This is a genomic window from Flavobacterium psychroterrae (assembly GCF_018380615.1).
GTDB lineage: Bacteria > Bacteroidota > Bacteroidia > Flavobacteriales > Flavobacteriaceae > Flavobacterium > Flavobacterium psychroterrae.
In genome coordinates, this window is record NZ_JAGYVZ010000008.1 from 105,389 (window position 1) to 124,820 (window position 19,432).

Genomic DNA, 19,432 nt, shown 5'->3' on the forward strand with positions numbered 1-19,432 from the left:
AGACTTCTTGTGGCACATTTAAGAACAAAAGCAAAATAATTTTGCATAGTTCTAAAATCAAAACAGAACGTCAAATAAATACCAATTAAATATTCCGAAAATGAAAACAAAAATTGCAATCCTAGTACTTATAATTTTTTCTATTGTTAGTTGTAAAAAACATCACGAGAAAAAAATGATTGACGCCGAAATAAATAAAAATTCAAATCCTATAGAACAATTAAATTCCGGTAATCAACGTTTTATATCCGAAAAATCAATTCATCCGCATCAAAACAAAAAATCTGTTTTAGCCAATCAGAACGGTCAAAACCCTTTTGCTGTCATCATAACATGTTCTGATAGCAGAGTTTCACCAGAAATTGTCTTTGATCAGGGAATTGGCGATTTATTCGTCATTCGTAACGCAGGAAATTTAATTTCAGATATTGATATGGGAAGCATTGAATATGCCGTAGAACATCTGGACACAAAATTAGTCGTGGTTTTAGGTCATACAGAATGTGGTGCAATCAAAGCATATATCAACGATAAAGACGGAGCTTACAAAAAACATTTCAATCATATCGATAACATTGTTGAAACAATTTCGCAGGAAAAAGAAGAAATCGAAGCCGATAAAAAAACACCAAAAGCAACAAATTATTTAGGCGCTATAGATGCTAATATCAAACATTCATTAAAACTAATTCAGGATAATCCTATTATAAAAGAGCACAAAATAAAAGTCGTTCCCATGTTATACGACGTGCATACAGGAAAAGTAATCCAGTTATAAATTAGAATAAAATCTAAAATCAGAAATCCGATATATGAAAATGTATCGGATTTCTATTTTTTATCAATCAGCATATAAAAGAACATTTAACACATAGAAACATAGATCATTGCTACAAAAAAGAGCCAACAAAAGAAACCCATTTCTTTCACATAACTATGTAAATTTCAAATGAGTTAAACGCCATTTCCCAAGAATATAAAAACCTATGTAACTCTGGGTTAAAAAACCACCCCAACAATTACAATTAACAATTAACAATCAATAATTATATTCTGGGCGTATCCCTTCGGGTCGGGCTTTCGGCTATATCTTTTATTCCACAAAAGTTACATAAAAGGATACCGCCTCAATCCCTTACGCGAACTCAGGTTTTCATAATAATATCATTTTGCTATTAAATATTCTCACAAAAAAAGATTATTTTAGCATAAGATTCAAAACCAAAACCTACACATTCAATTAGTTACAAATAAAAAAATGTTATTATTATGAATGCAGAAATATCAGAATACAATAATTCTCAAATCGCGGCAGATAAAGAAATCTGCGATCAGTTAGCCACAATAATCAATAAAAATTTACCAAATGCCCAAAATAAAATCTGGCATGCACATCCGGTTTGGTTTCTGGGCGGAAATCCAATTGTCGGTTACAGCAAATTAAAAAACAATGTGCGTTTACTTTTCTGGAGCGGACAATCCTTTGACGAAGAAAACCTCATCGATGAAGGTTCCTTCAAAGCAGCCGAATTTCGCTACACTTCTCCCACACAAATCAACAAAACCGACTTAGAACGCTGGCTCAAAAAAGCGCAGGAAATACAATGGGATTATAAAAACCTGATCAAACGAAAAGGAATTTTAATCCGTCTTAAATAATAATTGTTTCCCTATTTAAGTTCAATAATATTCTAACATTATGAGTCGCCGACACAGAAAAATCAAAATACAAAAAAGCACAAAAAAAGAACTTCTCGTTTTTATCATCAAAGTGCTTTCAATCCCACTTTCCTTAATTTCATTTATTTACCTTACCAGACAATACAACAATTTTATCATTATAAAATTTGAACTTATACTTTACATCTATATTATTTCCGGTCTTGCTTTTGGCATTTTATTTTATAATTACGAGAAAAAAAAGGAAGGCAAAAACTTTAGAATACTCGAACATTTCTCTTTAATTCTTTTAATCTACGGTTCAATTTCATGCACCGTTTTTTTGATTGCAAACGAATATCTATCAACCAATAAAGAATATAAAATACTTTCGCCTATTATTGCAAAACACGAAAGTTATAAAAGATCTCCTAATAGTATCACCGTAAATATTGAAGGAACCGAAAGAGAAATCAATATTCACAACTGTGATTTCAAAAAAATAAACACCTACAATTTTGCCGAAATAAAAATAAAAAAAGGATATTGGAATTTTCCCATTATAATGGGAACTACATTAAAACTTGATAAATAAATAAGTCTAAAAATCTATAATGAGGAACGAACAAATAATTCAAATCTTAATTTATTTTCACGCCATATTTGGTGGTATTGCTCTTCTTTCAGGTTTGATTTCGCTAATAGTAAAAAAAGGAAATAAGGTGCATAAAAAATCAGGAAAACTTTTTTATTATTCAATGTTATTATCTGCCTTGACTGCTTTAATTATTGCTACATTGCCAAAACACGAAAGTCCATTTTTATTTTCTATAGGAATTTTTAGCTCTTATTTTACCATAATGGGATACAGATCCTTACGATTCAAAAACGAAGACCTAAATTTAAAAACAGACAAAATAATTTCATGGATTATGATTATTACCGCAATTCTGATGATTTTGTATAATCCTTTTGTAAATCAATCGATCAATATTGTTCTGACAGTTCTTGGTATTACCGGGCTAATTTTTTCGGCAAGAGATTTAATATTATTCAAAAATCCTGTAAAACTTAAACATAACTGGTTAAAATTGCATTTAGGAAAAATGATTGGTGGTTATATCGCCGCAACAACTGCTTTTGTGGTTGTAAATGAATTTTTTCCGAGTTTTTACGGATGGTTTATTCCGGCAATAATTGGTATTTTTTGCATAAGATATTGGATAAAAAAATTAAATAAAAAGCAATCCAAAATTGCATTAGGATAAAGTAATTATAATGGAAATTTCACCAATAAAAAAAACCGATTACGACGCTTTAAGAAAACTATTTTTAAAAGAGCGACAATCAACATTTTCATGGCTTGATACATCAAATTATCAATTGAAGGATTTTGATAAGGAAATTCATGGCGAAGAAGTTTTAGTCGCCAGTATTGATAACGTTGTTGTTGGTTTTATTTCGATCTGGATGCCCAATAATTTTATTCATCATTTGTATGTTGATGAAAAATATCATGATAAAGGCATTGGAACGCAATTATTAAAAGCCGTAATTGAAAAAACCAAATTCCCAATTACTTTAAAATGTTTAGAGGATAATACAAAAGCCGTTGCCTTTTATAGACGAAAAGGATTTATAGAAAAAGAAAGAGGACCATCTACAAACGGAGATTATATATTATTTAAATTATCAGAAAATATGCAGTAAACTATATAAAGTTTCACAACTCATTATACAATATAAAAATTCAAAATACTTAAAAAATTAATTCGATAATGGCAAATACTTATTACTCTTATTTAGCATTTATAGCGCCAACATCTGATGCGAGTCTGATGGCTTTAAAAAATAATTTAGACGCTTTTTATGAATCCGTAACCGAAAACAAACCTGAAATTGTACTCGAAAGCGACAAAATCAATCTTGTATTTGAAGATGATTATCATTTATACATTGCATTTTCAGAAGAAGCTTATGTCAATGAAGAAGCACTCGAAATTGCAGGAGAATCAAAACTCGACTGGAATGAAACAGCATTTGATAAAGCAAAATTAGAAACATGCAACAAACGATTTGAAGTCTGGGGAGATGATGATTTTGATATGGAATATTTCAACGATAGTTTATATATCATCGAAGAAATAGAAAGATTCACTGATGTCATTATTTTTAATATGCAATAAGATATAAAACAAATTTTAAAACTTTAAACAATTACAACGCAACCATTTAACAAAATTCACATCTTTTAAATAAACCAATGTAAAAAATTTAAACCATGAAAAAATTGTTTGTATTAATCGCCGTTGTTTTATTTGTTTCTTGTAATAACGATGATAAAGAATCATCTGTAAATAATTTAAAGGGGAGCTGGATCTTGACTAACGCTTCCGGCGGTATTACGGGTTCAACATTTCCGATAACCACAGATCAGCAAACAGTTTTAGAATTTTCTGACACTACATTGAAAACCTATATCAATTCAAATTTAGTGAGCACTCATACGTATTCTATTCAAACAAAAAAATCAATTTTTGGCGGGATTAAAAAAATGATTGTAACTCCAACAGGTGCAATTGCCAATGATATTGCCCGAGTGCAATCATATGAAATCAAAGGCGAAAAATTGTATTTACGCGATGAATGTTTTGATTGCTTTACAATGGAATATGAAAAAATAAATCCTGCTGCATTCAAAATCTTTTAAATGATAAATGTGTAGAATAGCCGCGATGGAAACGGCATCCTTTTTCTTGCTCCTTTAGCAAGGAAAAGATATAATGTACAGCGCGACAAAAGGTCTTGAAAACCTGATTTTTTCTGCTCCTGAAAATAAAATCCAAATATTTAAAATGCCAAATTCCATTCAAAAAAAATGGAATTTGGCATTTTTTTTAATTCACTAAAAACAGAGAATTGCTGAATAACAGGATTCCGTTTTCCCAGAAACCTCTAAAAAGCGGATTGTCCATCATGTAAATCACAACGCCATCGCCGCGTTTATCTACGGCAAAACTCACGGTTTCGTTGAGCTTTTTCTTGATATCGTTTCCAACAAAGCCATAACTCACATAATCTTTTGGAATATACGCCACATTAATAGCATTTTTCAATAACGAAAATGATCTTTCGTTAGTTTTAAGACTAAAATATGTGTTGCCCAAACCAAAAGCCATTGGATAAGTTTTGTCCAGTTTATTCTCGATTATTGCACCCGGAATAGAACCTGAAATCCCTCGACGTTCTGACCCTTCAAAATCAAGAAAACGCTTTTTAAGTTCGGTTTCGCTATCTTCTTTTTCAGATTTTTCTTTGTCTTCCTTGCTTGCGAACAAACTCAAAGCATAACCGGCACGATCCTGAAATAACGAAATCGCATTGCTCATTGCAATTACTTTTCCGCCATTTTTTATCCATTCATCGATTTGCTTTTTTTGATCTTCGGATAAATCGTAACTTCCGTCAGAAAGGATTAACGTATTGTAATTATATAGTTTAACGCGACTAAAATTAGACGTTTCAACGATACTTACCGGATAACTTATCGTTTCGTCAAGATAATACCACGTCGCGCCAAACTCGGTCGAAACAACACCTTTTCCTGAAAGCATTAAAATTTTTGGTGCTTTTAGCAATGTGAAATTTTCTCCGCCAATATCTTTAGAATTGGTTGAAAATCCTGTAGTTATAAAACTGTAATCGGTTTTTATTTTGACGATATCGCTAACTGTTTTTTCAAAATCAGCTATTTTTGGATTGTCTCCACGGCTTATAATTAAACCGCCAGGTTCAACAGCAACGGTTCCAAAAACGGCTTTTTTCATTGCCGAACGCACTTTTATTCCCGCTTGATGTAATAATGAAACTACCTGAGCCGAAATCCTGCTATTCCACGGAACGTAAAAAGCGTAAACACTTGCAGGAACCGTTTTCGGGGTGATGTCAATCGTGGCTTTTGTTTTTATTTGCAGCGTATTTTTAACCGCATAACCTTCAGCTCCATAAGCTAATGGCAAAGCCCAAGCCGTAATATCATAAGATAAACTATCATTTAATTTTTGATTGGGTTCAAATAAAACCTGCGCCAAAACTGATCTCGGCTGATCGGCTTTTATAATCAAATCATTTGGTTCAATCTTGAAACTTTCATTTTTCTTAGTTTGATAATGAAAACCGGATCCGGTTGCTGATGCATCTGCGTAGGCAAATTCTATGTCGTTTTTCTTTAGCATTTCGGTCAACTGTTCCAGTTTTGGATTACTTTTCAACACATAAGTATTGTAAACGCCTTTTGCTTTTATTCTGGCATTCGTATGAAAATCCCTGAAACCTTTTAGCAAAACATCTTTTTGCGAAGCGGCACTTTCTACAACTGTTAAAACCGCTGTTGCGTGATGCGTTAATCTGTCTTTTATGGTAACATTTGCGCCGTTTTCCATCGTTACTTCTCGCCCCGCTCCTATTCCGCCTTGTTCCAGCGTTAAGCCAACTGCGCCGTTATATGTAGGATATGTATCGCCATAACTTGGATAAAACAAATCAAATCGTTCTCTGGTTGTGTACATCCAGTTTTGTTTGTCGAATTTCTCTGAAATATTTTTACCCAGAACATTATAAAAATCCTTTTGGTATTGCTCGATAAATTCATGCAAAGGTTCTGCCGCCGGAGGAAAAAAGTACGGCGAATTATAACTCATTTCGTGAACATCTGTATGAACTTGCGGCATCCATTGATTGTACAATTTAATGCGTTGCTGCGATTCTATTTGCGTTTGCCAAGCCCAATCTCTGTTCAAATCAAAAAGATAATGATTGTATCTTCCGCCTGGCCAGACTTCCATGTGTTCTCTGTCATACAAACCCGGATGTGTTTTTTTGCCTGTAACTTCTCTTAACCAGTTTCCGTATCTTGAATATCCATCAGGATTAATACAAGGATCAAGAATTACAATTGTATTTTTTAACCATTGTTTTGCTGCTTCGTTTGACGGATTCAAAAGTTCGTAAGCAACTGTCAAAGCACTTTCGGTTCCGGCAAATTCATTTCCGTGAACGTTGAAACTCAGCCAGACTATAATTTTATCTTCAACAGCTCTATTTTTTTTATCTGATAATCCTATCGAAGCCAAATTATTATTGCGGATTTGTTCCAGATTTGCCAGATTTTCAGGAGTCGAAATATAATAGACATTTAAATCGCGCTGCTCGTTTGTTGCGCCGTATTTCTGCTTTTTGATCGATTGCGATTGTTCCGTCAGATAATTGAAATAATCTTCGACCTGATGGTAATAACTGATTTGTTTACCGTAATTGGGAATAAATTCTGATGGTGTTTTGAGTTGCGCAAAAACAGAAAAAGAAACGGTTAACAGCAATACTGTCGCGATAAATGTTTTGTTCATTGGTAAGTTGAATTTGGATAGGTGGTTAAAAATAACAATTAACTTTATACAGAAAGACAAGATTGCAGTATTTTTTTAGAGATACTTATTATTACTTACTAAACCCGACAGGTTTTAAAAACCTGTCGGGTTTTGTAACGCAACGTTAAAAACTCCTTTTGTGTCAATTATATATGATTTTAGTAAAACTTAAAAACATAACGTAAACCCAGAACCTTCACATCATTTAAAAACCAAAACCTCTAATCTAGCCCCGATGGAAGCGAAATCCTTTTACTTTTTCCTTTAAAAAGCAAAAGATTACAGCGAACAGCGGGACAAAAGCTTCTGATGAAAATAAAAATTACTGCTCCTAAAAAATAAAATCCAAAAATCCCAAAAATCCAAAAATCCCAACAATCCAAAAATCCAACAATCGAAAAATCTAATAATCTAATAATCTAATAATCCAACAATCTAATAATCTAATTCTATTGCTTTTGGCTACGACAATAATAGTTTTGGCTAAATCTGTTCTTTGAATGTTGCGCAACTTTGTACTATAAAAATAGATACAAATGAAAATTACAATTACAGGTTCTTTAGGGAACATTAGCAAACCGTTAGCTCAGGAATTAGTGCAAAACGGACATGAAGTTACGGTCATTAGTAGCAGCAACGACAAACAAGCTGAAATTGAAGCTTTAGGAGCTTCGGCGGCGATTGGTTCGGTTGAGGATGTGGCATTTTTGACTAAAGCATTTTCTGGTGCAGATGCTGTTTATTGCATGATTCCGCGTGCGAATTATTTCGATCCTAATTTGGATCTGGATGCTTTTACACGTACAATTGGAAATAATTATGCAGAAGCAATTGAGAAATCAGGCGTACAACGTGTCGTATTCTTAAGCAGTATTGGCGCGCATTTAGAAAAGAATTCAGGAATTATTCAGCGTTATAATGAGATCGAAGCGGTTTTGAATCAACTTAATGCTTCGATTACGTTTATACGTCCAACTTCTTTCTTTTATAATTTGCTGGCTTATATTCCGCTCATTAAATCAAAAGGAATTATTGCAACAAATTATGGCGCTGACAGAATGATTCCGTGGGTTTCTCCTAATGATATTGCCCTTGCAATTGCTGAGGAAATCGTTACTCCGCTTGACGGGAAAAAAGTCCGTTATGTTTCAAGCGAAGAACTTACTGGTGATGAAACGGCAAAAATTTTAGGAAATGCAATAGGAAAACCGGATTTAAAATGGGTTTTAACGACAGATGAAGAAACGTTAAATGGACTGGTAAATGTAGGAATGCAACCTAAAATCGCCGAAGGTTTGGTCGAAATGTATGCCGGGCTTTACAATGGTTTACTTGGCGCAGATTATATTAAAAACAGACCTGCCATGATGGGAAAAACAAAACTGGCAGATTATGCTAAAGAATTTGCTGCAATTTACAACCAGAAATAAGTACCTTAGACTATGGCAAATAATCAACCTGTTCGAATAAAAAGTATCAGCGAATTTCATGAATTTAGAAATTTGCCCAAACCGGAACATCCATTAGTGAGCGTTTATAATTTTGAAGATTTAAAGTATCTGAGCGAAAATGAGCCCAAAAGCTTAATGCTTGATTTTTATTCGATTGCATTAAAACGAAATGCAAATGCAAAAATGAAATACGGTCAGCAGGAATACGATTTTAAAGAAGGTGTTTTGATGTTTATTTCGCCGGGTCAGGTTTTTTCTATCGAAGGAAATTCTGAGCTTCAACACACAGGATGGTCATTATTGGTCCATCCTGATTTTTTATGGAATACGCCGCTTGCCAAAAAAATCAAGCAATACGAGTATTTTGGTTATTCGGTTTATGAAGCTTTACATCTTTCGGATAAAGAAGAAAAAATGATAATTAATCTGATGAAAAACATTCAGCAGGAATATCAGTCAAATATTGATAAATTCAGTCAGGATGTTATTATCGCCCAAATTGAATTATTGCTGACTTACGCGGAACGCTTTTATAACCGCCAATTTATTACCCGAAAAATAAGCAATCATCAAATTCTGGCTAAATTAGAAAATTTACTTGACGATTATTTTGCGAATGATTCCCTGACCAAAAACGGTTTACCAACGGTTCATTATATTGCCGAAACCTTAAATATTACGCCAAATTATTTAAGCGGATTATTGAAATCACTAACGGGTCAAAGCACACAACAGCATATTCACGATAAACTGATTGAAAAAGCCAAAGAAAAACTAACGACAACAAACTTATCCATAAGCGAAATTGCATTTGAATTGGGCTTTGAACATCAGCAATCTTTCAGTAAATTATTTAAGACCAAAACCACTATTTCTCCTTTAGAATTCAGGCAGTCTTTTAATTAAAAAAGGCTTTCGGCAAAAAAACTTCTTTAATTTTCATAAATTCGTTGAATAAAAAATACGTTTATGAATCCTGTTTTCAAAAATACACTTGCCGTTATCATTGGTCTTTTCGTAGGCAGTATTGCTAATATGTCTATCCTATTAATGAGCAGTTCTGTTATTCCTGCTCCACACGGCGCAGATGTCACTACAATGGAAGGATTGAAAGCCACCATGCATTTATTTGAACCTAAACATTTTATTTTCCCATTTGTGGCACATGCAATCGGGACTTTTGCAGGCGCAGCAACGACAGCTTTAATCGCGGCAAATAACAAAATGAGATTAGCGCTCGCAATTGGTGCTTTCTTTTTATTGGGCGGAATCGTGAATGTCTGTACTTTACCTTCACCAGTTTGGTACAATGTTATTGATCTTGTATTTGCTTATCTTCCAATGGCTTATTTGGCTAAAAAAATAGTTACATCAGAAGAATAACAGTATTTTAAACTGAATTAAAACATGAAAAAAATTGGACTTGTAGGCGGTATCAGCTGGGTTTCGACAATTGATTATTATAAATTGATCAATGAAGGCGTAAATAAAAAATTAGGAGGATTGCAATTTGCAGAATGTCTTATTTATTCCTTGAACTTTGGTGATATCCAGGAAAAAACCTGGGCGAACTCCTATGAACTGCTATTAAATGCATGTTTGAGTTTAAAGAAAAGTGGCGTTGATGCCATTGTTTTATGCGCCAATACTGCGCATATGTATGCAGATGAAATTGAAAAAGCAATCGAATTACCATTAATTCATATTGGTACAGAAACCGCAAAAGCCATAACAAAAGAAAAAATTACTACAATTGGACTTTTAGGAACTTCGTTTTCTATGGAAATGGATTTTTATAAAGACCGCCTGAAAAGCTTTGGACTAAATGTACTGATTCCTGAAAAACAAGAAACTAGAGATTATATTCAACATGTTTTGAAAGAAGAATTGGGAAGGGGAATTATCAATCCTGAATCGAGACAGAATTATATCAAAATTGCAAACGAACTTATTGAAAAAGGCGCCGAAGGAATTATTTTAGGTTGTACCGAAATTCCGTTGCTAATCGATCAATCCCATTTTTCGGTTCCCGTTTTTGATACCGCTAAAATACATTCTGAAGCAATTGTAAATTTTATAGTTTCTTAAATTAAATGCTATAAACATGGGCTATTTTGGTGGACTTGGAGCAGGAAAAGGTTGGAATAAATTTAATTTCATACTAACATCAAAAGAATTTGAATCCATTTTCAAGGATTTAAAATTTTATTTTATTATTACAAATACAAGAGTAGCAATAGATTATAAAAAAACTGAAGATTCTTATATATTTGATGGTTACAGGGATTTTTTTAATGAAATTTTAATTGGTAAAAAAAAATTAGATCAAAAAGAACATTGGTTTTATGAAAGTAAGATGAGGATATCTATTACGGATGATATCGAAAAAATAAACTTTGAGAATATTATTAATAAAGAAGAAGTTTCAAAAGAATTTAAACTCGTCAGACCTACCGAACCGGTAATTAATATAAGTCCTTTTTACCTTTATTTTTTTAAAGATAAAGAAAGTTTAAGTGTTGCTTTCATGAATACAGAAGGAACTATTGGATTAGAATTAACGTATCCAAAATTTGTGAGTTTTTTAATTGATGGAGATAATTCTATAATTGATGCACATGCTTTTAATAATTATAATTTATTTAATGATTTAATAAAAAACATAAAAGCATTATCTGATAAAGCCAAAGTGCAAAACCAAACAAAACTATATCGACCGAATTTCTGGATTAGTCCCGAAGCAAAAAAAGTAATAAATGAAAATCGATATTTAAAATCTAACTCATTCATTATCATTTAATACTGTAAAATCGTATATGAAAAAGATTTTAAAAATATTCGCACTTCTCATTGTTTCAGTTATTTTACTAAACTGTGCTTCATTTTCTACTAAAAATTTCAAAAACGACTACACTTCAATTAATCCCGGTAATTTACATTCGTTTGACGGAAAGTTTAGTTTTTCTCCGATAAAAAAATTCGACAAAAAAACCGAACATTCCAATATAGAAAATTTAAAAAAATATATCAATTCTTATAACTTCATTACAAATGAAAGCATAAAATTCAACGCTATCGATTCTATTTTAAATGAAACAATAAACTATCAAATTGAACTGAAAATTATTACTGATAAAGAATTAAGCGTTGAATTATTTAAAAATAATCAAAGTATTAAAAAGCAGCAAATCAAAGGCGAACTCAAAAAAGACGGAATGTTTTATCTCGACAATAAATTTCTGAAATGTACCGGAATCCCCTATCTTTTTGGCGGATGCCAAAATAATAAACGCCGAATAGCAATTTCAAAAAACAATAATTTGATTGTAAATGAAGCCTTGGATAATACCGGCGCACTATTATTTTTATTTTGGGCAGGACCCAGTTATAATAGCACTTATGAGTTTCAACGTCTGGAATAAACCGTTTTAAACAATAAAATATAAAAGCCTTTTTTGTAATTTCCTACATACTTATTTTATAACTTAGTTAGCTTTTTAAATATTAAAATCATGACTAGGAAAGAAATAGCTACGGAGTTTTTAAATCTCGCTGCAAACGGGCATTCGCACGAAGCATTTCGTTTGTATGTAGGCAAAAACTTCAAACATCATAACGCCTATTTTAAAGGCGATGCCGATACTTTGATGCTCGCCATGGAAGAATCGACAAGAACAAACCCTAATAAAGTGTTTAAGATTCATCATATTCTTGAAGATGATAATTTAGTTGCCGTACATTCTCACTTAAAACAAACTCCCGTAGAACTTGGTTTTGCAGTAGTACATATTTTAAAATTCAAATCAGATAAAATCGTCGAACTTTGGGATTTAGGACAACCAATTCCAAAAGATCCTATTAATGAAAATGGGATGTTCTAGTTTTTCAGTCGCAGTTTTCAGTCGCAGTTTCCAGTCAAAGTCGCAGTCGCTGAAAACTGAGACTAGAAACTGAGACTGGGACTGAGACTGAAAACTGAGACTGAGACTGAAAACTGAGACTAAAAAAAACCTGAAACAAAAATAACAAAACCCTTCAATGAACTCTATTTCCAGAATTCCCCTCCTATTATCTTTTCTTTTTTTATTTTCGAATTGCAATTCTTTTGCTCAGAAAAAGGACAATTATGCTGCTCAAATTGATAGTTTAATTACAAATACATCCCCTATTTTTAACGGTGTTGTTTTGATTTCTAAAAACGGAAAAACAATTTATTCTAAAGTAAAAGGAGTTGCCAATTTCGCATCTAAAAAACCATTGACCATTGACAGTGAGTTTGAAATCATGTCAAATAGCAAACTAATTGCTGCTGTTTTAGTTTTATTAGAAGTTGAAAAAGGAAAAATTAATTTACAGGATCCCATTAAAAAATACTTGCCGGAACTCAAACAAACCTGGGCAGATTCCATCACCGTTCATCAACTTTTAAATCATACTCACGGAATCGTAGATTTGCAAAAACCGCTCGCTTTTAAACCCGGAACTGATTTTAAATACGGAAACATTAGTTTTAATTTACTGGGGAAAATTGTAGAATTCACCACCAAAAAAAGTTATTCAGAAGTAGCTGATGCGCTTTTCAGGAAACTAAATATGAGAAACACCTTCTGTTATTCTGAAGATAAAAAACAAAATTTAACGACAGGATATAACAATAAAAACGGAATCCTTGAACCTGACGAAGAAATCCAGATTAACGCTGAAACTTTAGGCGGAGACGGTGTTGTTTCTACCGTAAAGGACTTGGCGATTTGGAATAATAATCTTCATAAAGGAAAAATCCTAAAACCTGAAACATATCAATTACTAATACAACCAAGTGTTTTGTCACAACATAATTTCTTCGGGAAAGAAAAAGACGGTTACGCTTACGGGATTAGAGTTATCGAAAAAGAAACTGTTAAATATATTGGTCATACTGGTCTAGGCGATGGATTTTCTTCTGTAAATTTGTATTTTCCTGAAAGTGATGTAAGTTTAATAGTTTTAGAAAATCAAATGAATGAGGATGCTAAATTGTTTTATATTTCTGAATTTAAAATCAAAAATATCCTATTGAAAAGTGATTTGCTCAACAAAAAATAAAAACAATGGCAAAAAACAAAACTACCGAAACCGAAAGCAGTGTTGCCGATTTTATAAATGTTATTGATGACGAAATAAAAAGAAATGATGCTTTTGAACTGGCTAAAATAATGAAGAAAATTTCAGGCTTAGAACCCAAAATGTGGGGAACAGGTATTATTGGTTTCGGAAGTTATCATTACAAATATGACAGCGGCCATGAAGGCGATGCGCCAATTATAGCATTTTCTCCAAGAAAAGCAGCGATTTCACTTTATCTCAATATTCCAGTAGAAAACAGAGAAGAATTACTGTCACAATTAGGAAAACATAAATCAGCAAAAGCTTGTATTTATATTAAAAAACTAACTGATATTGATATTATTGCGCTGCAAAATATGATTTCAATTTCTTTAGAAAATTCAAAAAAATTATATCTCTCAAACTAAAACAACATGATTATTACAATATTACTTCTTTTATTTGCCCTTCTTATTTACGTATTTACACATCCCAGATACGGGAAAAGACCCTCGGGAGAACGATTGGCTTTGATACAAAAATCAGCACAATACAAAAACGGAAGATTCGAAAATGAACATTTTACGCCTGAACTTGCAGAAGGTTACAGCTACTTTAATGTGATTTCTGAATTTTTTTTCAAAAAAGTTGACCGCAAAATTCCCGCTGACATTATTCCTTCAATCAAAACCAACTTACACGAACTTACTTTAGATCAGGATGTTTTGGTTTGGTTTGGACATTCTTCCTATTATATTCAGCTTAGCGGAAAACGTTTTTTAATTGATCCCGTTTTCAGCGGCAACGCCTCGCCTATCTACGGAACTACAAAAGCATTTAAAGGAACTGATATTTACACGGTCGATGATATTCCTGAAATTGATTACTTACTAATTACGCACGATCATTATGATCATTTAGATTATAAAACGATCATGGAATTAAAACCAAAAATCAAACAAATAATTTGTGCACTTGGTGTAGGTTCGCATTTTGAATTTTGGAAGTTCCCAAAAGAAATTATCATCGAAAAAGACTGGCACGAAAAAATAGAACTCGATCAAAATCTGACACTTTATACAACGCCATCACGACATTTTTCCGGCAGAAGTACCAAACGTTGTAATACGCTTTGGACATCGTTTGTACTGGAAACAAAAGATTTTAAAATGTATTTAGGCGGTGACAGCGGTTACGACACTCATTTTGCTGAAATTGGCGAGAAATTTGGTCCTTTTGACATTGCTCTTATCGATAACGGTCAATACAATCCAGCCTGGAAATACATTCATAATTTACCTGAAGATGTTATTAAAGCGATGAAAGACCTAAAAGCAAAACGAGTTTTCCCGGTGCATTCTTCAAAATTCGCATTGGCTCTTCATGCCTGGGATCAACCGTTGATAAAAGTAACAGAACTTAATGCAATTTCCGAATATCCGATTCCGTTAATCACGCCAATGATTGGCGAATTAGTAGCATTAAGAAACGAAAAACAAGAATTCAACCAATGGTGGAAAGGAGTTAAGTAATTTTAGATTGTAGATTGTAGATTGTAGATTATAGATTGTAGATTATAGATTGTAGATTATAGATTATAGATTATAGATTGTAGATTGTAGATTTAAAACTGTAACTGTAAACTACGACTGTAAACTGTAACTGTAAACTTCGACTGTAAACTGTGACTGTAAACTGTAACTGTAAACTGTGACTGAAAACCGTGACTGAAAACTTGCAACATGAAACAAATAAAACCTGAAACTAATAAAACAAAAAATCCCTTGAAACTAAAAACAGCCCTTCTCGCCTTTACCTTTCTGATTTCATTTCATGTAATTTCCCAAAATACTTATGTGTTTTTAGGAAGTTATAACCGCGATAAAACAGCAGAATCTATTCAGGTATATCAATTAGATACAAACGGAAATTTGACAAAAGTTACTCAGCAAAAGACATGATCAATCCGTCGTATTTGACATTATCCCCAAACGGAAAATATCTTTATGCCTGCACAGATACCAGAGTCCCAAAAGGCGGAAGTGTGAGCAGTTTTGAGTTTAATCCTGAAAATAAAACGCTGACCTTTTTAAACAAGCAATCAAGTCACGGTGAAAATCCGGTTTATCTTTCGGTTCATAAAAGTGGGAAATGGCTCGTAAATGGTAATTATAATGAAGGAAGTGTTGCGGTTCATCCGATATTAGAAAACGGAAAAATTGATTCGCTTGCGCAGCATTTTCAATACTCTGACGGAAGTGTCAACAAGGAACGTCAAACCAAATCGCACGTTCATTCGACTGTATTTTCTCCTCAAAATGATTATTTATTCCTGCCCGATTTGGGCGCAGACAAAATACGCTGTTATCGTTTTGATGAAACTAAAAAACAACCTTTACTGGAAACAAAAGCTCCTTTCACAAAAACAGATTTAGAAGCCGGACCAAGACATTTAACGTTTCATCCCAATCAAAAATTTGGTTATTGTATTGAAGAAATGTCGGGATCTGTAAGTGTTTATCAATATGATAATGGAACGTTAAAACAAATTCAACGAATCAATACACATCCTGATACTATAACATCTGGTTTTGAGAGTTCTGATGTTCATATTTCGCCAGACGGAAAGTTTTTATATGCGAGCAATCGCGGGAAAGAAAATAATATTGCCATTTTTTCTATTAGTAAAAAAGGATTATTAAAAAACATTGGCTATCAATCGACATTAGGAAATCACCCAAGAGTTTTTGCCATGGACGAAAGCGGAAAATTTTTAATTGCAACTAATGTTAATTCAGGAAATGTAGTTGTATTTGCTAGAAACCCAAAAACCGGATTGCTTACAAAAGTAGGAAACGAAGTTAAAATGGAAAATGTTACCTGCGTTCAGATTAAAAATATTTAATTTTGATGGCGCACGGGTTTTACTGGTTTAAAAGGGTTTTGGCTGGTTTTTTTCTCATTTAAATTAAAATACGTGATGCAATATCTGATGTAATTTCTTCTTCGTCGCAATAAAATCATGGTAGATTTTTGATAATTCGTGGCGAAAAAAATCTCTTTAATCACTTTAATCGGTGGAAAAAAATAAAAAATGACAAATTCAAAATTCAATTTACAACCAGAAATTCTTGAAGACGAAATCACAAAATTAATTCCGTTGAGGGAAAGTGATTTTGACGAACTTTATAAAGTAGCTTCAGATCCTTTGATTTGGGAACAACACCCAATGAAAGACCGATATAAAATAGAAGTTTTCAAGCCGTTTTTTGACGCGGCAATCGATTCAAAAAGTTCTTTTTTAATTCTGGATAAAAAAACAAATGAAATCATAGGCAATACCAGATTCTATGATTACAATCCTGAAAAATCAAGCGTTGCCATTGGTTTTACTTTTATTGGCAGAAAATTTTGGGGTGGATTATACAATAAATCGAATAAAAAACTTTTGATAGATTATGCTTTTCAGCATTTAGATTCGGTGTTTTTTCATATTGGCGCAGATAATATACGTTCCCAAAAAGCAGTAGAAAAACTGGGAGCGGTAAAAATAAATGAAATGAATGTTACCAGTAACGGAATTGATATTCCTCATTTTGAATATGAATTAAAGGCTGCCAATTATAAATTATGAGTTATGAATTATTAGTTCCAGCGCTTAACGAGTAATAAAAATATTTAACTTCAAACATAAAGCATTACAATGAAAAGAATAACAGTTTTTTGCGGATCAAGTTTTGGGACCGAAGAAATTTATAAAGAACAAGCTACATTATTAGGCAAAACGCTGGCTCAACAAAATATCGAATTGGTTTATGGCGGAGCAAACGTAGGTTTAATGGGCGCGGTTGCCGGTGGCGTTTTAAACGAAGGCGGAAAAGCAATTGGAGTTTTACCGAATTTTTTAAGATCAAAAGAAATTGCGCATTTAGGTTTAACCGAATTAATTTTGGTAGAAAGCATGCACGCGAGAAAAACCAAAATGGACGAATTATGCGATGGTGTAATTGCACTTCCGGGTGGTTTTGGAACGCTTGAAGAACTTTTCGAAATGCTGACTTGGGCGCAATTAGGATTGCACAAAAAGCCAATCGCTATTTTAAACATTAACGGTTTCTATGATTCACTTATAGAATTAACTAAAGTTATGGTAGAAAAAGGTTTACTCAAAGATGTTAATCAACAAATGCTTTTGGTAAGTGATAACATTGATGATTTATTAAACCAAATGAAAAATTATGTTCCTCCAACTGTTGGAAAATGGATTGAGAAAGAGAAAGTGTAACCCATTAAATAGTTTAAAATTAAAATCCATACAGGTAAAAAACTTGTGTGGATTTTTAATTTATTTAGATATTAGGCAGTGAATTGATAGAAAAATCGAATCATAATTACATATATTCGCCGTCAAAATATTCAACCAAAAAACATGAAAAAAATTACTTTTTTATTATTTACCATTTTTTTAATCACTTTTAAAACATCTGCTCAGGATTCAAAAATTAAATTCGGAATACAAGGAGGTTTAAACTATTCCGGTTTAAGAGGTTATGAATCTTTTACAAATGATAATCCAGGATTTGCTTATTTATTTGGATTTTCTTTTGAGCATGAAATTCAAGAAAACTTATCCATAAAAGTTGATCTGAATTACGAGAGAAAAACGCAGATTTCTAAAAGTACAATTGATTACTGGCAAACAGCAGAATCACCAGTACCAATTGAGCAAATTGTTTATAAATCTAAAACCACAATCTATTTAAATTATATCGTACTTCCAATCCTGATAAAATACAATTTATCAACAGACAAAAGTTTCTACATAAATGGTGGACCGTATTTAGGTTATTTACTTAAATCCGGAATGAAATCAGAAAGTAATTATCCCTCTATATATAATGACGAAACAGAAGACACAAATAATAGAAAATCAATAGATTACGGAATTTCTGCCGGAATTGGCAAAGAATTTAAACTTAGCGGAAATCATAATTTTCATATCGAATTAAGAGATAATTTAGGATTAGCTAATATTGCTAAAGGCGAGCTTATCAATGGCGGCACTCTAAAAACAAACTCACTTAATTTATTAGCCGGGTTCACATTTTAATTCATTTTTATCATTTTTTTACAGCAATTTCTTAATTTAGAGCTCCGAAGAAATAAGTTTCACGATATATTTATTAACAACCTCACAAAAAAGATGAAAACAGAAAATAACCACTTCGCAAAAGCCGAAATGCTGATTCGGAAACCTGTTTCAGAAGTTTTTCAGGCTTTTATAGATCCGGAAATTACCAGTAAATTTTGGTTTACTAAAGGTTCCGGAAAATTGGAACAAGACACCATAACCGAATGGACTTGGGAAATGTTCGGTTTCTCATTAACTGTTACAACGCATGTTTTACAGGAAAATCATAAAATTGTGATAGAATGGGGAAATCCCGGTGAAATGACTTTAGTGGAATGGCTTTTTAGTCCGCTTGATGAAAATGAAACTTTTGTAAGCATTACCAATTCCGGTTTAAAAGGAGATCCGGATAAAATAATCGATCAGGTCAGAAATTCAACCGAAGGATTTACGTTAGTTCTTGCCGGTGCAAAAGCGTATTTAGAACATAATATAGAACTGAATCTCGTTCTGGATCGATTCCCGAAAGGATTTGCTTAATGTGAATTAACCTCAAAGTTCGAAAGCATTTTTTACTAAATAAATAATCTCGCAAAGACGCAGAGATGCAAAGTTTATTTTCCTGATAAATTCTTGCACATTAGCGAAATGAAGACAAAGTAAAAACACAAAACTTAAAA

General features: G+C 32.6%; 24 protein-coding genes. 23 read left to right on the forward strand and 1 reads right to left on the reverse strand.

The annotated features are described in order from the left end of the window. Positions 1 to 100: 100 nt before the first annotated feature. The 7 genes from KHA90_RS10330 (at position 101) to KHA90_RS10360 (ending at position 4,369) form a co-directional block, all read left to right on the forward strand. Positions 101 to 778 (forward strand): carbonic anhydrase, encoded by a 678-nt coding sequence (locus KHA90_RS10330; protein ID WP_213298864.1) that lies wholly within the window; start codon positions 101 to 103, stop codon positions 776 to 778. Positions 779 to 1,269: 491 nt separating this feature from the next. Continuing rightward, entirely contained in the window at positions 1,270 to 1,659 is a 390-nt protein-coding gene (locus tag KHA90_RS10335) for a DUF1801 domain-containing protein (RefSeq protein ID WP_213298868.1), read from the forward strand. A 40-nt stretch (positions 1,660 to 1,699) separates the two neighbouring features. Then, positions 1,700 to 2,254, forward strand: coding sequence for a hypothetical protein (locus KHA90_RS10340; RefSeq protein WP_213298872.1), 555 nt, complete (start codon positions 1,700 to 1,702; stop codon positions 2,252 to 2,254). A 19-nt stretch (positions 2,255 to 2,273) separates the two neighbouring features. Next, positions 2,274 to 2,927, forward strand: a complete 654-nt coding sequence (locus KHA90_RS10345; RefSeq protein WP_213298875.1) for a DUF2306 domain-containing protein — start codon at positions 2,274 to 2,276, stop codon at positions 2,925 to 2,927. Positions 2,928 to 2,937: 10 nt separating this feature from the next. After that, positions 2,938 to 3,369 carry a GNAT family N-acetyltransferase gene (locus KHA90_RS10350; protein WP_213298878.1) on the forward strand — a complete coding sequence of 144 codons (432 nt, stop codon included), beginning with the start codon at positions 2,938 to 2,940 and terminating at the stop codon, positions 3,367 to 3,369. A 68-nt stretch (positions 3,370 to 3,437) separates the two neighbouring features. Continuing rightward, positions 3,438 to 3,845, forward strand: coding sequence for a hypothetical protein (locus KHA90_RS10355; RefSeq protein WP_213298880.1), 408 nt, complete (start codon positions 3,438 to 3,440; stop codon positions 3,843 to 3,845). Between the two features lie 95 nt (positions 3,846 to 3,940). Further along, positions 3,941 to 4,369, forward strand: coding sequence for a hypothetical protein (locus KHA90_RS10360; protein ID WP_213298883.1), 429 nt, complete (start codon positions 3,941 to 3,943; stop codon positions 4,367 to 4,369). A gap of 187 nt (positions 4,370 to 4,556) precedes the next feature. Here KHA90_RS10360 and KHA90_RS10365 read toward each other — a convergent pair whose 3' ends face one another. Continuing rightward, positions 4,557 to 7,064: a M14 family zinc carboxypeptidase gene (locus KHA90_RS10365; RefSeq protein WP_244860291.1), complete on the reverse strand. Its 2,508-nt coding sequence runs from the start codon at positions 7,062 to 7,064 to the stop codon at positions 4,557 to 4,559. A 557-nt stretch (positions 7,065 to 7,621) separates the two neighbouring features. Here KHA90_RS10365 and KHA90_RS10370 point away from each other — a divergent pair. The 16 genes from KHA90_RS10370 (at position 7,622) to KHA90_RS10440 (ending at position 19,292) form a co-directional block, all read left to right on the forward strand. Beyond that, positions 7,622 to 8,515, forward strand: a complete 894-nt coding sequence (locus KHA90_RS10370; RefSeq protein WP_213298886.1) for an NmrA family NAD(P)-binding protein — start codon at positions 7,622 to 7,624, stop codon at positions 8,513 to 8,515. A gap of 12 nt (positions 8,516 to 8,527) precedes the next feature. Continuing rightward, positions 8,528 to 9,442, forward strand: a complete 915-nt coding sequence (locus KHA90_RS10375; protein ID WP_213298889.1) for a helix-turn-helix domain-containing protein — start codon at positions 8,528 to 8,530, stop codon at positions 9,440 to 9,442. 63 nt (positions 9,443 to 9,505) lie between these two features. Then, positions 9,506 to 9,919 (forward strand): hypothetical protein, encoded by a 414-nt coding sequence (locus KHA90_RS10380; protein ID WP_213298892.1) that lies wholly within the window; start codon positions 9,506 to 9,508, stop codon positions 9,917 to 9,919. A 24-nt stretch (positions 9,920 to 9,943) separates the two neighbouring features. Continuing rightward, positions 9,944 to 10,624 carry an aspartate/glutamate racemase family protein gene (locus KHA90_RS10385; RefSeq protein WP_213298895.1) on the forward strand — a complete coding sequence of 227 codons (681 nt, stop codon included), beginning with the start codon at positions 9,944 to 9,946 and terminating at the stop codon, positions 10,622 to 10,624. A 16-nt stretch (positions 10,625 to 10,640) separates the two neighbouring features. After that, positions 10,641 to 11,336, forward strand: a complete 696-nt coding sequence (locus tag KHA90_RS10390; protein ID WP_213298898.1) for a hypothetical protein — start codon at positions 10,641 to 10,643, stop codon at positions 11,334 to 11,336. 16 nt (positions 11,337 to 11,352) lie between these two features. Then, positions 11,353 to 11,958 (forward strand): hypothetical protein, encoded by a 606-nt coding sequence (locus tag KHA90_RS10395; protein WP_213298901.1) that lies wholly within the window; start codon positions 11,353 to 11,355, stop codon positions 11,956 to 11,958. Between the two features lie 90 nt (positions 11,959 to 12,048). Further along, on the forward strand, positions 12,049 to 12,417 hold the full coding sequence (locus tag KHA90_RS10400; RefSeq protein WP_213298904.1) for a nuclear transport factor 2 family protein: 369 nt from the start codon (positions 12,049 to 12,051) through the stop codon (positions 12,415 to 12,417). A 157-nt stretch (positions 12,418 to 12,574) separates the two neighbouring features. Then, positions 12,575 to 13,621, forward strand: coding sequence for a serine hydrolase domain-containing protein (locus tag KHA90_RS10405; protein WP_213298907.1), 1,047 nt, complete (start codon positions 12,575 to 12,577; stop codon positions 13,619 to 13,621). A gap of 5 nt (positions 13,622 to 13,626) precedes the next feature. Then, a complete protein-coding gene (locus tag KHA90_RS10410) occupies positions 13,627 to 14,049 on the forward strand; it encodes a DUF1801 domain-containing protein (protein WP_213298910.1) in 423 nt (140 codons plus the stop codon). 6 nt (positions 14,050 to 14,055) lie between these two features. After that, positions 14,056 to 15,153, forward strand: a complete 1,098-nt coding sequence (locus KHA90_RS10415; protein WP_244860292.1) for an MBL fold metallo-hydrolase — start codon at positions 14,056 to 14,058, stop codon at positions 15,151 to 15,153. Between the two features lie 210 nt (positions 15,154 to 15,363). After that, on the forward strand, positions 15,364 to 15,582 hold the full coding sequence (locus KHA90_RS25360; RefSeq protein ID WP_244860293.1) for a hypothetical protein: 219 nt from the start codon (positions 15,364 to 15,366) through the stop codon (positions 15,580 to 15,582). Next, the gene (locus tag KHA90_RS10420) at positions 15,579 to 16,526 is read left to right on the forward strand and encodes a lactonase family protein (RefSeq protein ID WP_244860294.1); all 948 of its coding nucleotides are present in this window, start codon (positions 15,579 to 15,581) and stop codon (positions 16,524 to 16,526) included. Before KHA90_RS25360 ends, KHA90_RS10420 begins: the two co-directional genes overlap by 4 nt. A 189-nt stretch (positions 16,527 to 16,715) precedes the next feature. Next, a complete protein-coding gene (locus KHA90_RS10425; protein WP_213298913.1) occupies positions 16,716 to 17,255 on the forward strand; it encodes a GNAT family N-acetyltransferase in 540 nt (179 codons plus the stop codon). Between the two features lie 69 nt (positions 17,256 to 17,324). Then, entirely contained in the window at positions 17,325 to 17,906 is a 582-nt protein-coding gene (locus KHA90_RS10430) for an LOG family protein (protein ID WP_213298916.1), read from the forward strand. Positions 17,907 to 18,050: 144 nt separating this feature from the next. Then, a complete protein-coding gene (locus KHA90_RS10435) occupies positions 18,051 to 18,731 on the forward strand; it encodes a porin family protein (RefSeq protein WP_213298918.1) in 681 nt (226 codons plus the stop codon). Positions 18,732 to 18,824: 93 nt separating this feature from the next. Then, positions 18,825 to 19,292: an SRPBCC family protein gene (locus KHA90_RS10440; RefSeq protein ID WP_213298921.1), complete on the forward strand. Its 468-nt coding sequence runs from the start codon at positions 18,825 to 18,827 to the stop codon at positions 19,290 to 19,292. The last annotated feature ends 140 nt before the right edge of the window (positions 19,293 to 19,432 follow it).

What these genes read in the sequence shown, in the direction of transcription:
- KHA90_RS10330 (WP_213298864.1), top strand. Translation starts at nt 101, where the DNA reads ATGAAAACAAAAATTGCAATCCTAGTACTTATAATTTTTTCTATTGTT.
- KHA90_RS10335 (WP_213298868.1), top strand. Translation starts at nt 1,270, where the DNA reads ATGAATGCAGAAATATCAGAATACAATAATTCTCAAATCGCGGCAGAT.
- KHA90_RS10340 (WP_213298872.1), top strand. Translation starts at nt 1,700, where the DNA reads ATGAGTCGCCGACACAGAAAAATCAAAATACAAAAAAGCACAAAAAAA.
- KHA90_RS10345 (WP_213298875.1), top strand. Translation starts at nt 2,274, where the DNA reads ATGAGGAACGAACAAATAATTCAAATCTTAATTTATTTTCACGCCATA.
- KHA90_RS10350 (WP_213298878.1), top strand. Translation starts at nt 2,938, where the DNA reads ATGGAAATTTCACCAATAAAAAAAACCGATTACGACGCTTTAAGAAAA.
- KHA90_RS10355 (WP_213298880.1), top strand. Translation starts at nt 3,438, where the DNA reads ATGGCAAATACTTATTACTCTTATTTAGCATTTATAGCGCCAACATCT.
- KHA90_RS10360 (WP_213298883.1), top strand. Translation starts at nt 3,941, where the DNA reads ATGAAAAAATTGTTTGTATTAATCGCCGTTGTTTTATTTGTTTCTTGT.
- KHA90_RS10365 (WP_244860291.1), bottom strand. Translation starts at nt 7,064, where the DNA reads ATGAACAAAACATTTATCGCGACAGTATTGCTGTTAACCGTTTCTTTT.
- KHA90_RS10370 (WP_213298886.1), top strand. Translation starts at nt 7,622, where the DNA reads ATGAAAATTACAATTACAGGTTCTTTAGGGAACATTAGCAAACCGTTA.
- KHA90_RS10375 (WP_213298889.1), top strand. Translation starts at nt 8,528, where the DNA reads ATGGCAAATAATCAACCTGTTCGAATAAAAAGTATCAGCGAATTTCAT.
- KHA90_RS10380 (WP_213298892.1), top strand. Translation starts at nt 9,506, where the DNA reads ATGAATCCTGTTTTCAAAAATACACTTGCCGTTATCATTGGTCTTTTC.
- KHA90_RS10385 (WP_213298895.1), top strand. Translation starts at nt 9,944, where the DNA reads ATGAAAAAAATTGGACTTGTAGGCGGTATCAGCTGGGTTTCGACAATT.
- KHA90_RS10390 (WP_213298898.1), top strand. Translation starts at nt 10,641, where the DNA reads ATGGGCTATTTTGGTGGACTTGGAGCAGGAAAAGGTTGGAATAAATTT.
- KHA90_RS10395 (WP_213298901.1), top strand. Translation starts at nt 11,353, where the DNA reads ATGAAAAAGATTTTAAAAATATTCGCACTTCTCATTGTTTCAGTTATT.
- KHA90_RS10400 (WP_213298904.1), top strand. Translation starts at nt 12,049, where the DNA reads ATGACTAGGAAAGAAATAGCTACGGAGTTTTTAAATCTCGCTGCAAAC.
- KHA90_RS10405 (WP_213298907.1), top strand. Translation starts at nt 12,575, where the DNA reads ATGAACTCTATTTCCAGAATTCCCCTCCTATTATCTTTTCTTTTTTTA.
- KHA90_RS10410 (WP_213298910.1), top strand. Translation starts at nt 13,627, where the DNA reads ATGGCAAAAAACAAAACTACCGAAACCGAAAGCAGTGTTGCCGATTTT.
- KHA90_RS10415 (WP_244860292.1), top strand. Translation starts at nt 14,056, where the DNA reads ATGATTATTACAATATTACTTCTTTTATTTGCCCTTCTTATTTACGTA.
- KHA90_RS25360 (WP_244860293.1), top strand. Translation starts at nt 15,364, where the DNA reads ATGAAACAAATAAAACCTGAAACTAATAAAACAAAAAATCCCTTGAAA.
- KHA90_RS10420 (WP_244860294.1), top strand. Translation starts at nt 15,579, where the DNA reads ATGATCAATCCGTCGTATTTGACATTATCCCCAAACGGAAAATATCTT.
- KHA90_RS10425 (WP_213298913.1), top strand. Translation starts at nt 16,716, where the DNA reads ATGACAAATTCAAAATTCAATTTACAACCAGAAATTCTTGAAGACGAA.
- KHA90_RS10430 (WP_213298916.1), top strand. Translation starts at nt 17,325, where the DNA reads ATGAAAAGAATAACAGTTTTTTGCGGATCAAGTTTTGGGACCGAAGAA.
- KHA90_RS10435 (WP_213298918.1), top strand. Translation starts at nt 18,051, where the DNA reads ATGAAAAAAATTACTTTTTTATTATTTACCATTTTTTTAATCACTTTT.
- KHA90_RS10440 (WP_213298921.1), top strand. Translation starts at nt 18,825, where the DNA reads ATGAAAACAGAAAATAACCACTTCGCAAAAGCCGAAATGCTGATTCGG.